Source organism: Lewinellaceae bacterium (assembly GCA_020636135.1).
Classification (GTDB): domain Bacteria; phylum Bacteroidota; class Bacteroidia; order Chitinophagales; family Saprospiraceae; genus JAGQXC01.
The window spans coordinates 2262542-2284433 of record JACJYK010000001.1 but is presented as its reverse complement, the minus strand read 5'-3'; the positions used below and the strand labels follow the sequence as shown (position 1 = coordinate 2284433).

Here is a 21892-nt window from a genome sequence, read left to right as displayed (position 1 = left end):
GCCTCAGATCTCGACCGTTCCGCGGGGCTAATTGCATGAGGCGATGAACCCCTTCTACCTATTTTACCCTTTCTACCTTTTTAACCTCTTTTACCTTTTTAACCTCTTTTACCCTTTTAACCTCTATTACCCTTCTCCCCCTTTTTCAATTATTCTCGTAACCGTTGTCATACCAGCATTGCAGGGTCTGCAGCTGACTGGTTGATAAACTGGAACCCTCCGGCATGGTACGGTTGACCAGTACTTCCCGGTTAAATTGTCCGTTAACCAAATCCGCATATAACCCGGAATAGGAAGTGAAATCACCATTCCTTGATCCAGAAGCATGGCACCCGGAAAGTGCGCATGACGATTGAATGATGGGTTTTACGTCGGAGGCAAATGAGGGTGTAGTTCCGTCACAGACGATCGATTCGGTCTTGGTACAACCGGACATCATTGCAGCTGACGCAATCAATCCTGCGCCAATTAATCTTAAAAGCGGTCTTTGTCTCATAGATGTATTTAGGTAAGAAGGCATTCATCTTACCGGTGTACTCACCTCGGCATGAAAAATCGTTGCATTATCCCAGGCTGAGGTTTGCTTTATACCATCGATTTCCTACTTTCATAACCTTAAATTGAATAAAGTATGATGCGCAAACTTTTCCTGCTACCCTTACTACTGGTATTTTGTTATTACCTGCCGGCACAAGAAAACCGTTACATCCCGATCGATACCATGGTGAAAACCATGCATGAGGTCAACATCAAGGGTGTCCGTATCCCCTACTCTGCTACCACCGGCACTCAACCGGTATGGAATGAAGCAGGAAAACCTATTGCGACACTCTTTTACACTTATTATCAGAGGACGGATGTCAAGGATCAAACCAATCGCCCTTTGATTTTCTCGTTTAATGGCGGCCCAGGTTCTGCTTCCGTCTGGATGCACATTGCTTATACAGGTCCCCGCATGCTGATCATCGATGATGAAGGATATCCGGTACAACCTTATGGTATCCGGGATAACCCCAATTCCATTCTTGATGTTGCGGATATTATTTACATCAATCCTGTCAATACCGGGTATTCACGCATCGTGGATCCGGAAGCAAAAAAAGAAACGTTCTTTGGCGTTAACGCTGACATTAAATACCTGGCGGAATGGCTAACGACCTTTGTATCCCGTAATAATCGCTGGCGTTCTCCAAAATACCTGGTAGGTGAAAGCTACGGCACTACCCGGGTATCCGGCCTTGCCCTCGAACTGGAAAATGCACAGTGGATGTATCTGAACGGCGTCATTCTGGTCTCTCCGACCGAACTGGGTATCGATCGCGACGGTCCTGTGGTTGCCGCTAACCGACTCCCCTATTTTGCAGCCGCAGCATGGTACCACAAAGCATTGCCTCCGGCATTACAGAATAAGGACCTGACTGACATGCTGCCCGAAGTGGAAACTTTTACCATCAATGAACTTTTACCCGCCATGGTCATGGGGGGCTTCCTGGATGTGGACAAGAAAAAGGCAGTTGCTGCCAAAATGGCCATGTATTCCGGGTTAAGTGAAGATTTCATCCTGAAGAACAATCTGGATGTATCCATGAATGCATTCTGGAAGGAATTGCTCCGTGATCGCGGATTCACTGTTGGCCGTCTGGATTCACGCTACCTGGGCATTGACGAATCAGATGCCGGAGACCGCCCCGATTATAACTCGGAAATCACGTCATGGCTGCATTCGTTCACACCAGCTATCAATTACTACATCCGGGAAGAACTGGGATTCAAGACCGATACCAAATACAACATGTTTGGGCCGGTGCATCCCTGGGATCGCAGTGGTGATCAGACCGGAAAAAACCTCCGCCAGGCTATGGCACAGAATCCCTACCTGAATGTCATGATCCAGTCCGGCTATTACGATGGAGCCTGTACATATTTCAATGCAAAGTATAGCATGTGGAATATGGATCCGAGTGGTAAAATGAAAGACCGTTTTGTCTGGAAAGGATATCGCAGCGGACACATGATGTATCTGAGGCAGGAAGACCTGAAGCAGGCAAATGAAGATATACGGACATTCATTCAGAAGACGATACCGGCAAAAGGTGAACCTGCTGAGTATAAGGACGGAATGAATTGATTTCCCCGGAATACCAGTGAAATTCGGCAGTAAGAATCGGATGTAAGATCAGACGAAGTCAGTAAAGACTTACGCGGTATTCATGAACGATACGAGCTGCTTTGTAGGCGATGACAGCCTGAAATCGTTCAGAAATCCAGGTTTCCAGTGCAACCAACTCAAGAATGGTCAATCGAATAAGCGATTTCTTGAGCTCTTTGAGAAATATCTGCAAGTCAAAACTGACTTTTTCAAGTATGACTTTGGTGTACTGAAGCCAGGTAATGGATCGTTTTCTCATTTTTGGTTTAGGCTTTCTGGATGAATTAAAAAAGGACTTCTTAAATGAAACGAGGTTCTAAAGCGCTTATTTTAGAAGCATAACAAAAATATACGATTTTCCTCGTTTTTATTACAAAAAAATCAATATTACCCGGCACTCAATTTCAAGCACCTTGTTAAGTCATGTGAGTTAATAATTTAAAATTCAATAAATTATATCGAATATTGAATCAGTGAAATAAGTATTGAGGTATTAATTCACTTTAATCATGAATTCCATGATCTAATGAGAAGAAGACTTTGAATTCCGCTTTTTCTTGGTGCTTTTCTTCATCTTATGGATGTGTTTCCGGCTATGCGGCATCGGTTCTTTTGCGTTATCCTCTTTGGGAAAGAGGCGTCGGCCATTGTAGGATCTGCCCTGAAGTTCCATAATCAGGGTCTCCAGATCTGCCGAAGACAACTCTATGGTTGAATGCTTTTGTCTTATTTCGATATGCCCGATTCCCTTGCCTCCTACACCGGTTTGGTGGGTAAGTAGGTGCAACATGGACTGTTTGGTCAGGCCATCCATTTTACCGGCGTTGATGTATAGTTTACTTTTCTTGTTTGCAGACTTGACGGCTTCCTGAACTTCAACATTAAGATCCCGGTTATCCCGGATAGGCGGCATGGCTTTCAGATGGATACTCACAATGCGCTCAATAAGATCCTCTTTGGACATTTCATAAAACCAGCCAAGCGCCTGCTCTTTGAGTGTCTGGTCCAGATTAGGTTGCTCATCCCACAGCGACTGAGCCCAATTTTCGATGAATTTCTCCTGAATAGAATTGGCATCCGGTACGCGCACTCGCTTCAGGTTCAACTTCAACTGGCGATCGAGCTGTTTAACGCGGTTGAGCTCTCTCGGGGTAATCAAACACAAAGATATTCCCGATTTTCCAGCCCTTGCCGTCCGGCCACTCCGGTGGGTATAATACGAGGCGTCATCGGGAAGGTCAAAATGAAAAACGTATTGCAGGTCCTGGACATCAATACCCCGGGCAGCCACATCCGTAGCAATTACCATATGGGTTTTATCGGTCCGGAAATGCTTCATCACATGCTCTCGTTGCTTTTGAGTCAGGTCCCCATGCAAACTGTCCACAGCGTACCCCTGCTGACTCAGGTAATCAGCCAGATCCTGGGTACCTGCCTTGGTACGGCAGAATACGATACCTCTCATCATCGGGTCAGCATTCAGAAACCGGCATAAAGCCTGGGTCTTATCAGTGGCCTGGACCAGCACATATTGGTGCTCAATGTTTTGATTGGTCTTTTGTCCCTGATCGATAACCACTTCAATCGGGTCGCGCATGTACTGATTTACAATCTGCCTGATGGGTGCTGGCATCGTCGCTGAGAAGAGCCATATGTTCCGCTCATCCGGAACCTGGGCAAGGATGGCGTTGATGTCATCCACAAATCCCATATGCAGCATCTCATCTGCTTCGTCCAGCACGACATAACGGACGGATTCCAGGGAGATCTTCTTGCGCTCCATGAAGTCCATAAGTCGTCCCGGGGTGGCTACCACGATGTGCGGTTTTTTCTTTAATCCAATCAACTGCCCCTGGATAGAAGCCCCTCCATACACAGCCAATGTCCGGATACCAGGCATCATAGCGGTAAAAGACTTTAGTTGCTGTTCGATCTGCAGGCATAATTCCCGGGTCGGAACGATAATCAGGGCTTGCACGGTGCTTTCCTGCTGCTGGATCTGTTCGATCAATGGCAAACCAAATGCTGCCGTTTTACCGGTGCCCGTCTGAGCCAGACCTATAAAATCAACCATTCCGGTGATCAGATGTGGAATGGCTTCTTGCTGAATGGCCGTAGGTTGGTGAAGTCCGATGGCGGGAAGAGCGGCTAAAATTTCTTCACGCAGACCCAGGGATTGAAATGATTGCAAAGGATGACCTGATTATGTAAATGAGGCACAAAGGTATGACATTATTATGGATTTGAGGTTTGAGATTTGGTTTTGGGCTATGAGGACCATCCCTGAATAAGGTTGACCAATAAATCGTCACAACCATTCGGAATATTAAAAATCCAGTTAAAGCTGAGCCGACAATTGATCTGTGAACTGAAAGCTTTTGAGGGCTTGGGAAATCAATACGGGGGCTTCGATTCCCGCAAATCTTGATTTTGCATTTATTTGTTTACCTGAATCGTTAAAATCAGTGTCTATTGAGCTCAATATCTACGATCAGAACCTGACGATCACGATCCCGGCATGATCCCAATATCACTCCATTCTGGTCTATTACAGCACTTTGCCCTCCATACACCTGACCTGTCCAGGGACCATGGGAAATCATGCCCACCAAATCAGTTCCCACAATTGGACTAGCGATCTTGCCGGCAGCATTGCGGATGGTCTTATGCAACTCTTCGCCATGTTGTGGCCACTCCTTTTCTTCCGCAGCCCAACCATAGGGTATAAGTACCAGGTCCGGATGCTGTCTGCGCATCGCTTTTAGATTGTCCTCCAGAAAAGAATCGGCACAGATCAACAATCCGATCCTTCCAAACTTTGTATCGACCACCGTCACGCCATTCCCGGGTGTATAAGGAGGATCCATCAACTCACTCAGGATGTTGTTCTTCCGGTGTTTGGCCAATATTTTGCCTTCATTGGAAATCAAAATGACGGCATCATAGAGGTTTTCATTTTCTTTTTCTCCCAACCCGATGCATACATAAACCTGATACTGCCGCGCTAATTCTGACAAACGATCGGAATCAGATCCAGGAATTGGAAAGGAACGCTGATGCGCATCTGGATTGACCCAGCCCAATATGGACATTTCGGGGAAGCAAACGATATCTGCCCCTTGCTGCGTTGCCTCTTCCAAGGCATTTTCGATGCGGCGAAAATTACCTTCCCGATCTCCATCCAAACAAAAGATCTGGGCTACCGCTACCCGTACCGATGTCTGTCCGGATACCAGACCTGCCCACAGCAAATAACTCAGGATCAAAGAGAGATTGTTCATCATTTCTTGCGGATGACTGCTACGTAACCACCCCCCTGCGCAAGTTCCAAATGCAGTTTATCCCCTTTTCTTACGTTCATTTTACCGGTTTTGTAATCCTGGGCCATGCGGTTTGCATTGATACCATCTGCCCAGTATTCCAGCACATAATCGCCGGAGTCCAGAAAATCAAGTGTTACATCCAACTCCCGGGGTGTCCAATCCGTCATTGCCCCAACATACCAATTTCCATCCGCGCCAAGACGGGCGTCCACGATGTAATCGCCTACGGCGGCGTCAAGTACGCGGGTATCTTCCCAGGTCGTCGGCACCTGTTGAAGAAATGCAAAAGACTCAGACTCCCGCAAATAATTTTCAGGGACATCACACAACATCTGCAGAGGGCTCTCAAAGACAACATACATGGCCAGCTGATGACAACGTGTTCCCAAACTCATCGGCCGGCTAAAGCTGGGTGACCAGTCACGCAGCTGGGCATTCAGCATGGCTCCCGGTGTATAATCCATAGGCCCGCAGACCATCCTCGTGAACGGTAAGGTGAGATTATGTTCGGGACCTGTCAACTTGGAATTATCCCATTTGCTCCATTCGTTTCCGCGCACGCCTTCACGAGTCATCGCATTGGGGAATTCATGGCGAAAACCAGTTGGCTTATAGCAGCCGTGGAAATCCAGCAGGAGGTGATGAGCAGCGGTGGCCCTGGCGATCCGCTCGTAATAATTGACCATTTCTGCGTCGTTACGCTGCATGAAATCCACTTTGATACCTTTGATACCCCACCTGGTATATTCCGTCATCGCTTTATCCAGATCTTTGTCCAGTGCATTCCACAATACCCACAGGATAAGGCTCACGCCTTTTTCCTGGCCATACTTCGCCAATTCCGGAACATTCACCTCCGGAACGGAAACTGTTACATCGGTCGTAGGCGACCAGCCCTCATCCAGGATGATGTATGGGATCCCGTTTTGGGCCGCAAAATCAATATAGTGCTTATAGGTAGCCGTGTTCACTCCGCTTTCAAAGTCTACACCGTAGGTATTCAATGCATTCCACCAATCCCACTGGACCTTACCCGGTTGCACCCAGCTGAAATCCCCTTCCGCCGGGCGGTTTAGTTGATAGATGAGGGTATTTGTAAGCAGTCCAGCAGCGTGATCTTCCATCAGGATGGTTCTCCAGGGAAAAGTGCGTGTTCCTGGTGTTTTTACCAGGAAATTGGCTGCTTCAGTAACCATGATATCCCGGTCACGAACTTGTCTCTCCTGCAGGGGGTAATGGGGAAATGTGCCAGTAAGTGTACCGGAATTGGTGCCTGTCAGCCACAGACCCGGATAGTTGTACAGGTCTGACTCACTTATATGCATGTAATGGCTGTTTTGCTCAACCAGCGCGGGTAAGCTGCCCAGACTATCCAACGATAACTGAGATAATGCGAACTTCTTGAATATGCGTTCATTATGAGAATAAAACCCTTCTTCACTGGCATAATAAACCTGGTCTCCATTATTGAATACATAGGTTACCTGTTCGCCCAGGATTGTGATGGTCCCGTCCAGTGCCGATTTCCAACGCCAGGCTACTCCCCTGTCATACGCCCGAAACTCCAGCCCCACGCTATTTTCAAACTGGAGATCCAGTAAATTGTACTGGTCACGGATACTGGCGAATTTCTCATGGACTACCGGAATGATCTTATCATCATGGCTGGTCGTTTGCGCGGAGTTCAGGGTATAATCCACCGGTACCTCGGCAATATCCAACCGGATGGGAGAAGCGTTGATCCACGTTTTACCATCTTTCTGTACTGTATACTGCAACTCTCCTTTTGTCAGGGTTATGGTTACCTTGATTTTTTGATCGGGAGAACTGACCATCCAGGGTTGACCGATGGCTTTTGTAAAGAGAGCAGATAGCAGTGTGACCAAGCAAAATATCCGGAACATGGGAACTTGATTTTAAGTGTACAATGTACGCAATTCGTCGATTTTACACGAAAGCCGTTTAACGCAATCTGTTCACTTGGGATAAATCAATGAAATGGCTAAAATTGTCCCACCGGCACCATAAACTCATTTGCATATGATCGATTGGAGTGAAGCACAATTCAAACAAATGGCCATCCATACGGTGGGAAACGGATCTTCCGGACATCCATTGATTTTGTCAGGGCAGACGACCCGGGTCGATCCGGATTATTATCATTTGCTTACCGAGCATTTCCTGGAGCCATTCCGGGACAGGGAAAGTTACGCTTTTGACTTTGCCAATGGAGAGGTTGACCTGAATGCCGCCTACAATCTGGTCAGGCGTATCTTTGAATATCCGGATCACTTGCTGTCCATTTCAAAGGATCTGGCTAAGCATCTTTACGAAGCAGCCGTTCATCCCAATATCAAGGATGGTGATTTTTGCGTCGTACGGTTCGATCAGTTGGTCTATGAAGACGAAGTCACAGATGCGGTGGTGCTGTGCAAAAGTGAGACTCAGGATACCTTTCTGCAATTCCTGCAGGGTGAAGGGATAAGCGCCTTGCAAACTCAAACCGGCATTCCCATCCGCAGGCTGGATAAAGGGTGCCTGATTATCAATACCAATGTAGATTCAGGCTACCAGGTCTACATCATCGATCAGGCTAATAAATCACTGGAAGCACAGTACTGGCGGAAGTATTTCCTCAATGTCGCCCCAAGGTCGGACCAATTCCATCAGACGGCTCATCTGATGCAGATGACCAAATCTTTTATCAGTCAAAACCTAGGCGAAGAAAGACAAATCGATAAAACCGATCAGGTGCACTTTCTTAATAAATCCATGGACTATCTGCACACCCACGATCAGGTCAATGTAAATGATTTTACCAATGAGGTCTTCGATGATCCTTTAATCCAGGGTGTATTTGCACAATTTCAGTCCAACTACCTTGCAGAGAACCAACTTGAAATGGAGCCGGTCTTCGATGTCTCTGAAAAAGCCGTTAAGAAATACGCCCGAGTGTTCAAGAGTGTTCTGAAATTGGATAAAAACTTCCATATCTACATTCACGGTGATCGATCATTAATAGAAAAGGGCGTTGACGACGATGGAAGGAAATATTACAAACTCTATTATCAGGATGAGCTGTGATCAGCCTGGCAACTGCCCGCAGGCCGATAGAGATCATTGACGGGGATTTATTTTTTGGTTAACTTGTTACCAATAATAAAGGAAAGGATATGAAAAAAGCAATCTTTTACCTCTTGGTGGCTTCCTTGTCATTTGTCTTTAGCTGCAAAGCCATCAAAGATATGCCGGAAGCTACTCCAGGACCCGAACAGGTAAGTCTCGCGGTAGAACCCGGCAATTCAATTCCCCTTGATGTTCAGTTACAAAAAGTACCCGGTATTACGGTGCAGGGCGAAGGCGCCAATGCACGAGTCCGGATACGGGGTTCGGCCAGTTTTTTGGGCGATAGCGAGCCCTTGTTTGTGGTGAATGGCGTACCCGTATACGGAGGTTTCCGGGATGTCTTTTCGATGGTCAATACCGCGCAACTGAAATCCATCAACGTGCTGCGAAATCCCGCAGATACCGGAATCTATGGCACCCGCGGCGCTAATGGTGTTGTTGAGATCAAGTATTAAAAGACAAAGAGGAACATAAAATTATGCTCCTCTTTAAACTCATTGTATTGCGGGGCCCACAGCGAAAGATCAAGGATATCGTCATGGATTGTGGATTTGACACCCGCTCTTATTTTAACTGCGTTTTCAAACAGAAGTATGGGATGACCCCCAAATCTTTTCAAAAGCAAATTGTCCAGGAGCAGGTACAGTAATACCCTCTCATACTTCTGCTGTATTGAGCTCTTTAACGAGTTCGTTTTACCAGGTAATGCAAGACACACTATTGAAATTCGGTCCTGCACAGAAAACGTTTAAAGGTAACCTGCTGAATTATTTACGATATCCCGGGCCTTTCACAAACCGGCCGGGCGTCACGCCTGTATGTTCACCATTGGACACCACCTGCTTTCCATTGACCCATACATCAATAACGCCGGTGGAATACTGATGCGGTTTTTCAAAAGTCGCATGGTCGGCAATAGTGGCAGGATCAAAGATCACCACATCCGCATAGTTACCCGGTGTCAGCCTGCCCCGCTTAGCAATCTTCAGGCGATCTGTTGCCATGGAGGTGAGCTTGTGAATGGCGTCTTCCAGAGGAATGACCTTTTCATCACGTACATATTTACCCAACAACCGGGCAAAGTTGCCGTAAGCTCTGGGGTGTGTACTGGATTTGAGGAATACCCCTTCCGTAGCAGGAGCTTCCGCATCCGACCCGAAAGTGATGTATGGCAGTTGCAGTTGCTTTTTGACGTTTTCCTCCGACATCAGGAAATACACGGTCCCTACCCTGCTGCCGTCCTGGACCACCAGGTCCATGATGACTTCTTCCGGAGAGGTATGCCGGATCGTGGCCATCTCAGCAACAGATTTGCCCGTGTATTTTTTCAGCGTATCATTCTTAAATCCGACCAGTAAAACTTTGTTGGGGTCTCCGGTGGCGTAGTAAAGGTTTTCCCAGTCCTGGGCATCGGTTTTCATTTCAGCCATCACCTTTTTACGAATGGCAGGATCCTGCAGCCGTTTTGCCCAGGCTTCGTAACCGCCTTCCTGAACCCAGGGCGGCATGGAGGCATCCAGTCCGGTAGCACCGGCCACATAATTATACATATTGGCAGCTATATCAATCCCTGCCTTACGGGCACTGTCAATTTTGGCTATGACGACATCCATTTTTGGCCAGTTGTTGCTGCCTCCCGCCTTCAGGTGATAAATTTCCGCCCCGATGTTTGCTTCTTTGGCAATCTTGATCACTTCATCGACCGCCTCAACAAACTTGTTTCCTTCACTGCGCATGTGCGTGATGTAACGACCTCCGTACGGTGAAGCCGCTTTGCAGAGTTCGATCAATTCATCGGTTTTTGCATAAAATGCCGGCGCATAGATCAATGAAGAGCCTACACCCAGAGCGCCCTCTTCCATGGCATCCCGAACCATTTGCTTCATCCTGTCCAGCTCTTCCGGCGTGGGGGGGCGGTCTGCAAAACCAATTTCGTGGATGCGCAGCGTGGTTGCACCCACAAAGGAAGCCACATTGGGGCTGATACCGCGGTCTTCCAGGTATTGCAGATAACCTCCCAACGTATTCCAGGTAACATCAAATTTGATATCTCCCTGATCTTTTTGCATCTGCGCCTTCATGGTATCACTTAATGGGCCCATGGACCAGCCTTCTCCCATGACTACCAGGGTTACACCCTGCAGGAGGTCACTCATCCCTCTTGGGTCAGCAATCAACGATTCGGTAGCCCAGCTCAGCATGTTGACAAAACCGGGGCTTACCGCCATTCCACCGGCATCGACGGTTTCGGTCCCTGTTGCATTCTCCAGTTCACCCACTGCCGCAATGGTATCTCCCATAATTCCGACACTCCCCGCATATCCGGGAGACCCGGTGCCATCGTAAATCATGGCATTGGTAATAAGTATGTCATAGTGAACGCCGGGCTTACTGCATCCTGAAAAAATGGTCACAGTCAAAGCCATTAAGAAGGCCAGAAATGCTGATTTCATGCTGAAAATTATTTCAGGTAAGATACGCAGAATATCGAGGTTGGCGGGCTCCTTCCTGATGCGAAATGTTTTACTACTTTTACTGATGGATTTCAAAAAGTACGGTCAGCTATCTTTATTGTTTTTCCTGCAATTTCTACTTTGGGGAAGCTGGTACGTCACACTGGGCACCTATGCCATCAATACCCTGCATTTTAATGGACAACAAGTCGGTATCATTTATACCTGTGGTGCATTGGCTGCCACTCTTTCCCCTTTGCTAAGTGGCATGATGGCCGACCGGCTTATTCCTGCCGAGAAACTGCTGGCCATTATGCATCTTTCCGGTGCCGTCATTCTGGGCCTGCTGACCCAAATCTCTTCTTTCCTGCCATTTTTCCTGACCTTGTTGCTGTACAGCATTTTGTATATGCCCACGCATGCTTTGACTGCATCGCTGGTCTTGCAGCAGCTCAGTGACACGGCGCGTTATTTTCCGCGCATCCGGGTATGGGGCACCATTGGATGGATCCTGGCAGGGCTTACCATATCCGCATTGGCCTGGGAGCGTACAGTATGGCCATTATACACGGCAGCCAGCATATCGCTGGGCTTAGGTCTGTATTGTCTTACGTTACCCCATACACCGCCGCAAGCCGCAATAAATCAGCCAAAACAGCGATTCCTGGAAAGCCTCCTGGATCCGGCATTCACGGCCTTATTCAAAGACAAGTATTTCCTGGTTTTTGGCATCTGCCTGATCCTTGAGCGTATCCCCAGCGCCTTTTATTACAGCTTTGTGAATCCCTTCATGGAAGAGATCGGGATCAGCCATACTGCCGCCAAGATGGCCTATGGACAAGTCTCCGAGATTCTGATCATGCTGGTTTTGCCAGCGCTCCTGTATCGATGGGGCATCCGCTATGTCCTGTTCCTTGGATTGCTTTTCTGGGGATTGCGCTATGGGTTTTTGATTTTGGGGCTGGAATTTGGCCAAAATGGCTGGATCTATTTAGGCCTGGTGGTCCATGGCATCTGTTTCAATTTCTCCAATCTCAGTGCACAGATCTATATGGATAAACGGGTGCCCGGTCATTTGCGAAGTACCGGACAGGGATTTATGACCTTTGCTACGCTGGGTATTGGGGTTACCATAGGATCGCCATTGGCAGGCTGGCTGGTTCAGTCCAATACCTTGCCCAACGGGCAGCATGACTGGACTCAAATCTGGGTCTATCCTTTTATTTTTGGCGTCGTGGTAGCCATCGTATTTGTCAGCTTTTTCAGGGTCGGTCCCTATGGGATCAAAAGGCAATCACAGACTTCCGTACCTGGACAATAGGATATGCACTGCTGCAAAGATCAGACATCCCGTCCCCAATATCAGACCCAGATATCCAATGGACCAATCCTGGTAAATCAATGCTAATCCCATAAAACCTCCGATTAAAACCACTGTTAACACATCTGCAAGAATTGAATATCGCATACCGGGAACCGATGAAAGCGATTGAAGATCCTTCCTGCCGGCCTGGTGTTTTTGCCAGATTGTCATAGCATCAAGACTGGTTCTTTCCTTCTGCTTAAGCCTAAGCAGTTCACCATGTAATTTTGTCCCTTTATCCGGTTCCATCATCATTCGAAATATTGTTTTAGTTTGCTTTTGATACGGTACAGCATAACCTTGATACTTCCCCGTTGCAATCCCATAATCTCACCAATTTCCTGGTGAGAAAATTCTTCGGCATAAGCCAACCAGAGTAAATTACATTCTTTCTCCGACAAATACTGTAGCAGGTATTTCCAGTCCAGCTGTGCCTCCACCCGGGGCTCCAATTCCTGGATGGCTTCATATCCCTTGTCCTGCACGCTTCTGATGGCATTTCTCACTTCGTCAAGACGGATCCGCATGGCTATCTGGTAGAGGTATGCTTTCTTTTGATTAAAATGATTTCCCCGCGGCGGGTTCGCTAAAAATCGTAAGTACGATTCCTGCAGGATATCATCCAAATGATCCGGAGGCACTCCCCTGGTACGTAAAAAGCCACGCAGTCCTGACCAGGTGGCTTCATAAAATTGATCGAATGCCCCAAACCGCATGCGCTCAGGTTGTAATATGCTTACGGATCAGGCGGTGAACCAGATAGGATCCTCCACCAATAACGCCTAATAAAAATCCTAAACTTCTGCCATCCGTAGCAGCCTGTGCATTAGGAGCAAAGAAGGATAGAGCCATGATACAGAATGCGAGTGCCAATACGAAAATGGCCAGGATCTGAAATACCAGCGCCAATGTTTTTAAGTTGCGGTTTTCATTGTGCCAACCCAGTAATTGTAACAACATCTTCCCATCTTCTGATTGCAAAAAAGCAGTCAGTTCGGCTGGGGATGAGAATTTATCCAGGAGGAATAAAGTCTGTTCCTGTCTCACTTTCAAATTGGCCTTATAATAAAGGAATCGAATGACCGTGATCAGGACGATGAGGGCCAGTAAGCAAAAGACCAGTGCGTTTGGTGTCATGGTTGATGGTTTTTTAGGCTAAGACGCGGATTAGGGTGTTCGGTTAACAATATGGCTGCGAAGACTGTGGTCCAATAATCCGGATCAGAAGTTTTTACACTCATTTCCATGGGATTGGTTTACTTTTGCAGCGTCAAATTCAAAAATAAGAATAACATGCACCGCGAGATACACCATTGGTACAGTCCGAATCTTAATAAGGAAATGCCCATTGTCATGTACGGGCATTATGGTTTTTCCCTATTGCTTTTACCCACTGCCGCCGCTGATTATCTGGAATACGAGCGATTTTTGATGATCCAGTCCTTAAAACCGCATATTGAAGCAGGCAAGGTCAAGGTCTTCTCCGTCAATAGCATCAATGCCGAGAGCTGGCTGAATAACGGCATGTATCCTCCCCATAAGGCAATTCGGCACAACCAGTTCAACGAGTACGTTTACAACGAGGTTATCCCGTTTATCAAATCGAAAACCAGTTACGATACACCCATCTATGTAACCGGCGCTTCCCTGGGTGCATTGCACTCTGCCAATTTGTATTTCAAACGTCCTGACCTCATCGACGGGGTGATTGCCATGAGTGGGGTATACGATCTTACGACCTATACGCGGGGTTACTGGGACGAGCAAGTTTATTTCAATTCACCGGTCCATTACCTTCCAAATCTCGGTGATGATTATTACTTACCCAAGTTGCAATATGCCAATCACATTCATATTCTCAGTGGCGCCGGAAATTATGAAAGACCAGATGCTTCACACCAGCTGTCCGGAATATTGAACAGCAAAGGAATTCCACACGAACTGGATATCTGGGGCGCAGACATGCCGCACGACTGGCCGACCTGGAGGGATATGTTGCCCTACTATATTGCCAGCAGATTTTAGGCTCGTAAACTCCGTACCAGGCAATTTTCATCCGCCCATCCGGTATCCAACAATGCTCATTGGTTGGGGTTGCCATGATCATATATGGTTATGACAATTGTCATGGACTTCCGGCCTGATCCGGGCGATAATAGCAGTGATCCAAAACATGATCTGCTATGAAAAAATTATCAATACTTCTGCCTTTCCTTTCGTTCGTGTTCTGGATGTTTATGGCCCTACCATACGTGAATGCGCAAGAAAACGAAGGGATGACTTTACTGGGACGCTGGACCGATGGTCCGGTTACCACCGTGTACGTTGATGGCCAGATGGCCTATTATAATATGGGATCCAAACTGGCTATCCTGGATATTAAGAAGCCTTCAGATCCAATATTACTTAAAGAATTTGAAACCGTAGGTACGGTTCGTGACATGCAGCGGGTGGGTGACCTATTGTATACCATCATGGATGAAAATGGGTTGGTTATTTACAACCTTAAAGACATCAACAACCCGCAGATGGCCGGTTCCCTGCCGCTGTATTGCTATGATGGAGAATTGGTTGTCAGGGGTTCTTTTGCTTTTGTATCCGATGGATTCCAGCGGATGTTTATCATTGACGTCAGCAATCCTGCCAAGCCCGCAGAAATGAACAAATTCCTGCTGGGATTCAAACCGGACCAAATGATTCTGAATCATGAGATCATTTACCTGGCCGGCGGTTTTTCAGGGTTAATGGGAATCGATGTTGCCAATCCAAAAATCCCGAAAGTTGTCCACAATTATGTGTGTGATTACGTTGGTGATCTGACGTTGCTGGATGATCAGATGCTGGCCTTCCTCTCGTCAGACACGCTGCACCTGCTGGATATTAATAATCCGGAAGACTGTAAACTCTACAAATCCATCGGTGGCTTCGGTGAGATTACGCATGTTGCTGTGGACAAGGGTACGCTCTTTGCAAGCGGAGTACATGGAAATCTGCAAACCTATGCTCTGGATGCTCAATACAATGTCACCCCACTGGGTACAACGCCAGCACAGGTAGAAGATCCTGTTTACGAACTTACCGTCGCCGACAATGTAGCCTTCCAGGCTAAGGGGGGTGAGGGATTGACGCTCATTGACGTGACCAACCCGTCCAATCCGGCCGTTATCACTACATTTGCCGCTAAAGGAAACAGCGAAGGTATAGCGATCCGTGACCAGATAGCTTTCGTAGCCCAGATGAAATCAGGCGTCCAAATCCTGGATGTCAGCAACCCACAGGCAATCAAGCCAATCAGTACCATTCCTGCTTATGACGAAGTTTCCAAAGTAGCCATAGATGGTAATTTGCTGTATGTGGCTGACGGTGATGCAGACTTCCACATTTATGATGTTTCCAATCTGATGCAGCCTAAGGAACTGGGAAGTCTTGATTTACCGGATGGCACAGCCGACTTTCTGGTAAAAGACGGCATGGCTTATATTGCCCAGCAAAGCCGGGGCGTCTATATCGCTGAAGTGAAGAATCCACAAAACGTAAAACTAATAGGCAATTACGATACCCGGACAAAAGTTGCCGGCATTGATCAGGTTGATCATTACCTGTATCTCGCGAATGGAGACGCAGGAATGATCGTTCTGGACATCAATAAACCGGGAAATCCCAAAATGGCAGGTTTGTATACGGATACACGTAATGTCCGCGACGTTGTCATCAACGATCATTATGCCTACCTGGCTGACTACACCAACGGCATGCACGTGATTGACATTGCCAACCCAACCGATCCGGTAGAAGCCGGCTCTTTGTTTATTCTTGGCAAATCAGAACGTATCCTGCATTTCAATCATTTCGTAATTGTTGCTTTAGATTACCGGGGTCTGGCTGTCATGGATGTCCAGAATCCGGCCAGTCCTAAATTGGTTGGCTATTACAACACTCCTGGCAGTGTCCGGGATGTACAAATCAACGACGGAAAAATTTATGTAGCAGACCATGATGGAGGCATTGCAGTATTCAGAATAGATGTCACAGGTGGAATGACCTATTGACCTGCATATTTTGCAAAACTGCAACTGATCCTCCGAGGGACAAACAGAAAATCCGGGCTGTCATTTCAGTCCGGATTTTTTTCATAGACCGGTTTCTTTTTGGATTGCCAGCTTAAGAAGGTAATGCTGGCCACGATGCACAGACCGCCGACAATTTGCAACAATCCAAGGCGTTCACCCAGCAACCAGTGAGCCAGTGTAATGGTAGACAAAGGGCCCACACTGGCAATGATGGCTGCTTTCGCAGCTCCGATACGCGCAATGGCCATATTGACGAGATAAGATGGAATTACCGTTGCAATAAAAGCCATCGCCAAAGCTATCGCCCACACCTGCCAGGGATAGTGCTGCAGATGAAATGAACCTCCATGCTGAATACCATAGTGTACTATTACAGAGAGGCAGGCGATGATCATGGACATGCTGGTAAATCCCATCACCCCGAACACGGGAATCAATTGTTGACTCAGAATAAGGTAAAGGGCAAAAGTGAATGCACATCCCAGGACCAGAACTACGCCCGTCCAGAATCCCGGAGTCCAGGTCAGTGTAGCCAATTGCTTTCCGAAAAGCAGGATCAATCCCAGATACGATATCCCTATCGTTATCCATTCACGGCCTTTGACTTTGGTTCCGATCCAAAAATGAGCCATGATCGCTACCAGGGATGGATAAATGAAAAGGATTAATCGCTCAAGACTGGCATCAATGTATTGCAACCCGGCAAAATCCAGCAGGCTTGACAGATAATAGCCCAATACGGCGCTGATAACCAGTAACAACCACGACCTGGGTGTACCCCATTGTTTTACCGTCCCTTTCCGGGAAGACAACCACCAGGTTATCAGATAAAAAGGGAGTGCCAGCCCCATACGCAACAAGAGCAGGGTGACGGTATCCACTTCCAGGCGATAAGCCAATTTTACGAAAACAGCCTTTGTCGAAAAGCATAGTGCCCCGGCTACTGCCAGGGAGACACCGATCCGGTTGTTCTGCGATGAGGCCATTAACCTGCGATTTGCAGTCAAGTTAATGCCGGGAGTCGACATGGCGAACTTAGGAATCGCTTGTTATACGATCTCCAATCTCATTTCTGAAGTACCGGCTTAGGAAGGTTTACCTGCCTGAGTTCCTGCCTTAGGGTTCTGACATTTTGGTCGAAGGATTCGATCATCCATTCCGGCCATTTCCTGCGATCTGGAAAGGACCTGTTTACGATCCAATCCAAAAATGCCAGATACTCTTCCCGGACTTCTTTAACGCTTTGTTCCCGTAAAGCGAAGAGCAGTCGATTCCCATTATAAACATGAAGATCCTCCTGTAGGTCCTCCACGTCATCCATGATCTCTGTCATGTAGTCAAATGCAATCCAGCACCGTTTGGGAAAAGTCTCAGCAACTTCCGGATAGCGGTCATAGATCAGCTGACGCATTAATTTCACGTCGCAGGACTTGTGCCAGTAAAAAGCCCTGATGTTCAGTCTGTCAGGAGTTCTGCCTGCCCGGATGGCCAGCTCCCGTTGCATATAGACGTAGAAAGAATGCAACAACTGTTCTGTCTGTCCGGGACTATATCCAAATCCAGCCAGTTGAATTTCGCAGGTTGCCCACAGGTCAGACAATACAGATGGGTCAGGATGCCAGGTTTCTTCCAGGTATTTGTCCAGCTGATAAATGTGGTATTGCAGCCCGATCAGTCGTTGGTGGAAATCATTAAGGTCAACTTCCAATCCTTCAGCTTGACCCAATAACCAGGGCAATTGCCGGAGTTCAAATAATGCCTCTATTTTTTGGATCAATTCCTTATTCACGCCAACGAGATATACTAGTGCAGTCTGATTTCAAAGATAGCATTTGCCCGGCTAACCTTCACGCTGCAGTTCCTCATCCTTAAGAATTCCCCATACGATCAGAAACTGTGCAGCCAGATAGGTGATCATGATCCACCAATGTGCCGCCGGAAGTGGCGAAACAAACTTGTCGTAGGCTAATAAACTATCCGATGCCATAAAAAACAAGGCACCTTGCCAGACGGTTCCATGTCCCGGTAATTTCCGGTTGCGTGCGATTGCAAATGAAGCCATCAAAGTGATGATCAGCATGTAAACGTACACCGGAATTTTTAATGGTCCCAGATGAGGGGTCAGGTACCAGCCGTAAATGATTAGAAAACACCAGAGAAATAAAATCAGATTTACCTGCCAATACTTCAAAGCACTTCGCTGACGGTAGAAATAATACAAATACACCAAATGCGTCATCAAAAATGCCAGCAGGCCTGCAATGAAATAGAATAATCCGGCCTGGGTTAATAGGATATCTCCTACCCAACTGGCTCCAAGCGCGAGATAGACCCATACCAATTGTAGCTTTGACTGTTGCCAATACCAGATCATCAATGCTGGTATCAGAACCGATTTGGTGATGACTGCCAATGCTCCGGCAGAAAACTGGACAGCGAAAAGGTGGATGACGCAAACCAGGATAAACTGCCAGAACCAACCATCAAACCGGCTAGAAGACAATTTCTGAGGTTTGCTTCTTACCATCCCTTATATATTCTATGATCGCTTTATCACCGCTGTTGAACTTACCCAGAGCATCCATATAACCATAGATGTCTTTCACTTCTGTTTCCCCAAGTTTTGTAATGACATCACCTTTTAACATCCCGGCTTTTTCTGCCGGACGGTCGGATAACACACCATCAATACGCATTCCATCACCGGCAGTATAGGTATAATCCGGCATAACACCCAGGGTAACTTTAAAGGAAGAGGCCTTTTTACCGCTGTCATCTTTGGTTTTGGTAAATGCCAGCCTGGGCTGATCATCCAGGGATGTGATCAAGCGCATCATATAATCCGAGACATCTTTGATTCCGTCGTAGTTGATCAGCTCCGAATCATCGGATGGCTTGTGGTAATCCATGTGCTGTCCGGTAAAAAAATGCAATACCGGCATATCTTCCAGGTAGAAGGAAGTATGATCGGAAGGCCCTACTCCACTATCGGTGGTCTGGATCGTCAGGTCGCCTTTTTCCTGCTCCAGAAGATCCTTCCAAACCGGTGATGTACCGGCGCCGTTAACCACCAGCACATGCTGGTCATTCAGGCGGCCTACCATATCCATATTCATCATATAATTCACTTTATCCAGGTCGATGGTCGGATTGGCAACAAAATGCTTGGAGCCGAACAGCCCATATTCTTCGCCGGAAAAGGCAATAAACAATACATTTTCCTTCAGAGCGGCATCTTCCTTTAGTGTGGCGGCTAAATAAAGGAGTGCTGATACTCCACTGGCATTGTCATCGGCCCCGTTGTGAATAGAAGGCTCGCCCGTATAAAGGCTACCGGTGTGTCCGAAACCCAGGTGGTCATAATGCGCACCAATCACAATGGTCTGATTTGAACCCCTGTCCAGGTATCCGACCACATTTTTCCCGTTTACAATCCGTGGTTCTTTAATGGGATCTGCGGCGTGAGGATTGGGCCTTTCCTCAAAAGTGAAAGGTTGGAAATATCCTTCAGTGCCCGCCGGTTTAAGTCCGATCTGCTCAAACCGGTCCGCGACATATTCGGCTGCCCGTGACTCCCCTTCTGTGCCGGTCTCTCTACCCAGTAACAAGTCTGAGGAAAGGTAAACCACATCGACTTTGATCTGCAACTCGGATTGAGAATATCCAAAGCTGGCTACGAACAAAAGACTATACAATAATATTTTATTCATGTTAGGTTGACTTAGTTATGCATTAATAATCAGTTTCTTCCTTTTTTGTTCCAAATCTGCTTTTTCTTTTTCTAAGGATGGCAACTCAGCCCTCAAAGATCCATGCAGTCGTAGGACTGTATCCCGGACGGCGATACAATTGGCCAGCGAATTCTTGATCTTGCTCTGGATAATCCAATCGGAAATGAGGTTATCAAAAAACATATCCAAAAATCCGGAAAATGATTCCAACTGGAACGGAAAAATAAACTCCCGGTGATACACGTCACGCAATTCATCCCCAAAACGCTTCAACTCCATCTGTACATTGTATGAAATGGTCCGGGCCTTATCGATGCTTGACTTTTTCATGAATGAAGGAGCCGGGCCGCGTGAAGTCATATCCCAGTTGCCCCAGTTGCGAGCCTGGTTCAGATAGCCTATCATCTGACTCAGCGAATTCAAGGCAACCTCACCAGCGGCGATGGCTTCATTGACCTCCACCCGAACCCTGATCAGTTTATCCATATCGCGGTCGATTCCCCTCAATCTTTGAGCAGACTGATTATTCAGTGTGAGAATCTCTTGTTCTCGTAATGCGATCAAACGCTCCAACTCCGCGTCCAGCTGTGATTTCCCATCCAGCTTTTTCACCAGGGTCTCTCGTTCAAAATTGAGCAATTCCAACGCTTTACGTGCTTCATTGAAACGAAGAAAGGCCTGTAAATAATCCTGGCGTTCTTTCTCCACTTGCTGTTCCTTATTCCCCAATACCTGATGGAAGACCGACTTGAGACTAAGCTTTTCAAGCCGTTCGTATTCTGCCTGTTCTTTATCCACGATCTGGGATAGCTCCTGGAGTTGACGATGAGCACCATCAATGCGATCTTCCAGACTAGTCACATACGTAGCTACTTTTTCCAGCTGGTGTTGTGCTTCAATTGTTTTTTGCAGCTGTTCCTGTATGGTGCTCATGAAGCATTATCTTTATCTCAAAGATATAAAAGCCAAATTATGGAGCAGGAGCAATTACTGGAAATATCGCCGCCCATTGGATCGGTCCATATTTTATGGAATCTGGCCACCGCGCCCCGGGCCTTAATATCTTTAGCCCATGGTGCTGGGGCAGGTATGCATCATGCTTTCATGCAATCGATAGCAGAACGGTGGGCGGCTTTGGGATTTCATGTTTTGCGTTTCCAGTTTCCCTATATGGAGGCTAAATCACCCCGTACGGATCGGCCTCCGGTTGCCATAGCGACTATTAAGGCTGTGGTGGACCACCTCCTGCAATCCTATCCCGGCCTACCGGTGTTCGCAGCGGGTAAATCGTTCGGTGCCCGAATGTCATCCATGTATGCCGCCGAACAGCCTTCACCACCCATCAAAGGACTGGTCTATCTGGGTTATCCTCTACACCCCGCCGGTAAACCCTCTCTGGACCGGAGCAAACATTTGCCGGATGTCCCAGTGCCACAACTCTTTTTACAGGGAGAACGCGATACCCTCGCTGAGATACCGTTGATCCGGCAGGTCTGCAACTCCTTGCCAAAAGCGACTTTGCTGGAATATCCAATGGCTGATCACTCATTCAAACGTCCCAAGAAAAGCGGTTACACTCAGGAGGAGACGCTGGATTTGCTGGCTCAGAATGCCGCGGACTGGATGAACCGGATAATTTCTGAAAATGCTTAACTTCCCAATCCTGAATTAACAATC

General features: G+C 47.2%; 22 protein-coding genes. 8 read left to right on the top strand and 14 right to left on the bottom strand.

Annotated elements, in window-relative coordinates; genetic code table 11:
* Positions 1-145: 145 nt before the first annotated feature.
* A complete protein-coding gene (locus tag H6570_08615; GenBank protein MCB9319330.1) occupies positions 146-496 on the bottom strand; it encodes a hypothetical protein in 351 nt (116 codons plus the stop codon).
* Positions 497-634: 138 nt separating this feature from the next.
* Here H6570_08615 and H6570_08610 point away from each other — a divergent pair, with 138 nt between their 5' ends.
* The gene (locus tag H6570_08610) at positions 635-2128 is read left to right on the top strand and encodes a carboxypeptidase (GenBank protein ID MCB9319329.1); all 1494 of its coding nucleotides are present in this window, start codon (positions 635-637) and stop codon (positions 2126-2128) included.
* A 58-nt stretch (positions 2129-2186) separates the two neighbouring features.
* Here the strand turns inward: H6570_08610 and H6570_08605 are convergent, their stop codons facing one another.
* The 4 genes from H6570_08605 to H6570_08590 form a co-directional block, all read right to left on the bottom strand.
* A complete protein-coding gene (locus tag H6570_08605) occupies positions 2187-2408 on the bottom strand; it encodes a hypothetical protein (GenBank protein ID MCB9319328.1) in 222 nt (73 codons plus the stop codon).
* A gap of 264 nt (positions 2409-2672) precedes the next feature.
* On the bottom strand, positions 2673-4340 hold the full coding sequence (locus H6570_08600; protein MCB9319327.1) for a DEAD/DEAH box helicase: 1668 nt from the start codon (positions 4338-4340) through the stop codon (positions 2673-2675).
* A 271-nt stretch (positions 4341-4611) separates the two neighbouring features.
* Positions 4612-5430, bottom strand: coding sequence for a carbon-nitrogen hydrolase family protein (locus H6570_08595; GenBank protein ID MCB9319326.1), 819 nt, complete (start codon positions 5428-5430; stop codon positions 4612-4614).
* Positions 5430-7376: a glycoside hydrolase family 97 protein gene (locus H6570_08590; protein ID MCB9319325.1), complete on the bottom strand. Its 1947-nt coding sequence runs from the start codon at positions 7374-7376 to the stop codon at positions 5430-5432. Before H6570_08590 ends, H6570_08595 begins: the two co-directional genes overlap by 1 nt.
* 136 nt (positions 7377-7512) lie before the next feature.
* Here H6570_08590 and H6570_08585 point away from each other — a divergent pair, with 136 nt between their 5' ends.
* The 3 genes from H6570_08585 to H6570_08575 all read left to right on the top strand — a co-directional run bounded on the left by H6570_08585 (position 7513) and on the right by H6570_08575 (position 9247).
* The gene (locus H6570_08585; GenBank protein ID MCB9319324.1) at positions 7513-8556 is read left to right on the top strand and encodes a nucleoid-associated protein; all 1044 of its coding nucleotides are present in this window, start codon (positions 7513-7515) and stop codon (positions 8554-8556) included.
* An 89-nt stretch (positions 8557-8645) separates the two neighbouring features.
* Positions 8646-9053 (top strand): TonB-dependent receptor plug domain-containing protein, encoded by a 408-nt coding sequence (locus H6570_08580; protein ID MCB9319323.1) that lies wholly within the window; start codon positions 8646-8648, stop codon positions 9051-9053.
* 23 nt (positions 9054-9076) lie between these two features.
* Entirely contained in the window at positions 9077-9247 is a 171-nt protein-coding gene (locus H6570_08575) for a helix-turn-helix transcriptional regulator (GenBank protein MCB9319322.1), read from the top strand.
* Between the two features lie 118 nt (positions 9248-9365).
* Here the strand turns inward: H6570_08575 and H6570_08570 are convergent, their stop codons facing one another.
* The gene (locus H6570_08570; GenBank protein MCB9319321.1) at positions 9366-11051 is read right to left on the bottom strand and encodes a D-aminoacylase; all 1686 of its coding nucleotides are present in this window, start codon (positions 11049-11051) and stop codon (positions 9366-9368) included.
* On the opposite strand from H6570_08570, the gene H6570_08565 reads away from it, so the two are divergent.
* The gene (locus H6570_08565; protein MCB9319320.1) at positions 11050-12372 is read left to right on the top strand and encodes an MFS transporter; all 1323 of its coding nucleotides are present in this window, start codon (positions 11050-11052) and stop codon (positions 12370-12372) included. The genes H6570_08570 and H6570_08565 overlap by 2 nt on opposite strands.
* Here H6570_08565 and H6570_08560 read toward each other — a convergent pair.
* The 3 genes from H6570_08560 to H6570_08550 are packed head-to-tail and all read right to left on the bottom strand — an operon-like array spanning position 12346 to position 13551.
* Entirely contained in the window at positions 12346-12669 is a 324-nt protein-coding gene (locus tag H6570_08560) for a hypothetical protein (protein ID MCB9319319.1), read from the bottom strand. The two genes, H6570_08565 and H6570_08560, sit on opposite strands and share 27 nt — an antisense overlap.
* On the bottom strand, positions 12666-13130 hold the full coding sequence (locus tag H6570_08555) for a sigma-70 family RNA polymerase sigma factor (GenBank protein ID MCB9319318.1): 465 nt from the start codon (positions 13128-13130) through the stop codon (positions 12666-12668). Before H6570_08555 ends, H6570_08560 begins: the two co-directional genes overlap by 4 nt.
* 4 nt (positions 13131-13134) lie before the next feature.
* Entirely contained in the window at positions 13135-13551 is a 417-nt protein-coding gene (locus H6570_08550) for a hypothetical protein (protein MCB9319317.1), read from the bottom strand.
* A gap of 156 nt (positions 13552-13707) precedes the next feature.
* Between H6570_08550 and H6570_08545 the strand changes: the two genes are divergently transcribed.
* Positions 13708-14439, top strand: coding sequence for an esterase family protein (locus tag H6570_08545; GenBank protein ID MCB9319316.1), 732 nt, complete (start codon positions 13708-13710; stop codon positions 14437-14439).
* 158 nt (positions 14440-14597) lie between these two features.
* Positions 14598-16463, top strand: coding sequence for a hypothetical protein (locus tag H6570_08540; GenBank protein MCB9319315.1), 1866 nt, complete (start codon positions 14598-14600; stop codon positions 16461-16463).
* Positions 16464-16528: 65 nt separating this feature from the next.
* On the opposite strand, the gene H6570_08535 is transcribed toward H6570_08540, so the two are convergent.
* The 5 genes from H6570_08535 to H6570_08515 all read right to left on the bottom strand — a co-directional run bounded on the left by H6570_08535 (position 16529) and on the right by H6570_08515 (position 21148).
* Positions 16529-17470 (bottom strand): DMT family transporter, encoded by a 942-nt coding sequence (locus H6570_08535; protein ID MCB9319314.1) that lies wholly within the window; start codon positions 17468-17470, stop codon positions 16529-16531.
* A gap of 80 nt (positions 17471-17550) precedes the next feature.
* Positions 17551-18273: a hypothetical protein gene (locus tag H6570_08530; protein ID MCB9319313.1), complete on the bottom strand. Its 723-nt coding sequence runs from the start codon at positions 18271-18273 to the stop codon at positions 17551-17553.
* Between the two features lie 51 nt (positions 18274-18324).
* Positions 18325-18987 (bottom strand): lysoplasmalogenase, encoded by a 663-nt coding sequence (locus tag H6570_08525; GenBank protein MCB9319312.1) that lies wholly within the window; start codon positions 18985-18987, stop codon positions 18325-18327.
* Complete coding sequence (locus H6570_08520; protein ID MCB9319311.1) at positions 18977-20194, bottom strand: M28 family peptidase; 1218 nt, start codon at positions 20192-20194, stop codon at positions 18977-18979. Before H6570_08520 ends, H6570_08525 begins: the two co-directional genes overlap by 11 nt.
* Before the next feature lie 15 nt (positions 20195-20209).
* Positions 20210-21148: a hypothetical protein gene (locus H6570_08515; protein MCB9319310.1), complete on the bottom strand. Its 939-nt coding sequence runs from the start codon at positions 21146-21148 to the stop codon at positions 20210-20212.
* A gap of 126 nt (positions 21149-21274) precedes the next feature.
* On the opposite strand from H6570_08515, the gene H6570_08510 reads away from it, so the two are divergent.
* The gene (locus H6570_08510) at positions 21275-21868 is read left to right on the top strand and encodes an alpha/beta fold hydrolase (protein MCB9319309.1); all 594 of its coding nucleotides are present in this window, start codon (positions 21275-21277) and stop codon (positions 21866-21868) included.
* Positions 21869-21892 lie beyond the last annotated feature (24 nt).

Coding starts and splice junctions, on each gene's coding strand:
- H6570_08615 (MCB9319330.1), bottom strand. CDS start 496: ATGAGACAAAGACCGCTTTTAAGATTAATTGGCGCAGGATTGATTGCG.
- H6570_08610 (MCB9319329.1), top strand. CDS start 635: ATGCGCAAACTTTTCCTGCTACCCTTACTACTGGTATTTTGTTATTAC.
- H6570_08605 (MCB9319328.1), bottom strand. CDS start 2,408: ATGAGAAAACGATCCATTACCTGGCTTCAGTACACCAAAGTCATACTT.
- H6570_08595 (MCB9319326.1), bottom strand. CDS start 5,430: ATGAACAATCTCTCTTTGATCCTGAGTTATTTGCTGTGGGCAGGTCTG.
- H6570_08590 (MCB9319325.1), bottom strand. CDS start 7,376: ATGTTCCGGATATTTTGCTTGGTCACACTGCTATCTGCTCTCTTTACA.
- H6570_08585 (MCB9319324.1), top strand. CDS start 7,513: ATGATCGATTGGAGTGAAGCACAATTCAAACAAATGGCCATCCATACG.
- H6570_08580 (MCB9319323.1), top strand. CDS start 8,646: ATGAAAAAAGCAATCTTTTACCTCTTGGTGGCTTCCTTGTCATTTGTC.
- H6570_08575 (MCB9319322.1), top strand. CDS start 9,077: ATGCTCCTCTTTAAACTCATTGTATTGCGGGGCCCACAGCGAAAGATC.
- H6570_08565 (MCB9319320.1), top strand. CDS start 11,050: ATGCTGAAAATTATTTCAGGTAAGATACGCAGAATATCGAGGTTGGCG.
- H6570_08570 (MCB9319321.1), bottom strand. CDS start 11,051: ATGAAATCAGCATTTCTGGCCTTCTTAATGGCTTTGACTGTGACCATT.
- H6570_08560 (MCB9319319.1), bottom strand. CDS start 12,669: ATGATGATGGAACCGGATAAAGGGACAAAATTACATGGTGAACTGCTT.
- H6570_08555 (MCB9319318.1), bottom strand. CDS start 13,130: ATGCGGTTTGGGGCATTCGATCAATTTTATGAAGCCACCTGGTCAGGA.
- H6570_08550 (MCB9319317.1), bottom strand. CDS start 13,551: ATGACACCAAACGCACTGGTCTTTTGCTTACTGGCCCTCATCGTCCTG.
- H6570_08545 (MCB9319316.1), top strand. CDS start 13,708: ATGCACCGCGAGATACACCATTGGTACAGTCCGAATCTTAATAAGGAA.
- H6570_08540 (MCB9319315.1), top strand. CDS start 14,598: ATGAAAAAATTATCAATACTTCTGCCTTTCCTTTCGTTCGTGTTCTGG.
- H6570_08535 (MCB9319314.1), bottom strand. CDS start 17,470: ATGGCCTCATCGCAGAACAACCGGATCGGTGTCTCCCTGGCAGTAGCC.
- H6570_08520 (MCB9319311.1), bottom strand. CDS start 20,194: ATGAATAAAATATTATTGTATAGTCTTTTGTTCGTAGCCAGCTTTGGA.
- H6570_08515 (MCB9319310.1), bottom strand. CDS start 21,148: ATGAGCACCATACAGGAACAGCTGCAAAAAACAATTGAAGCACAACAC.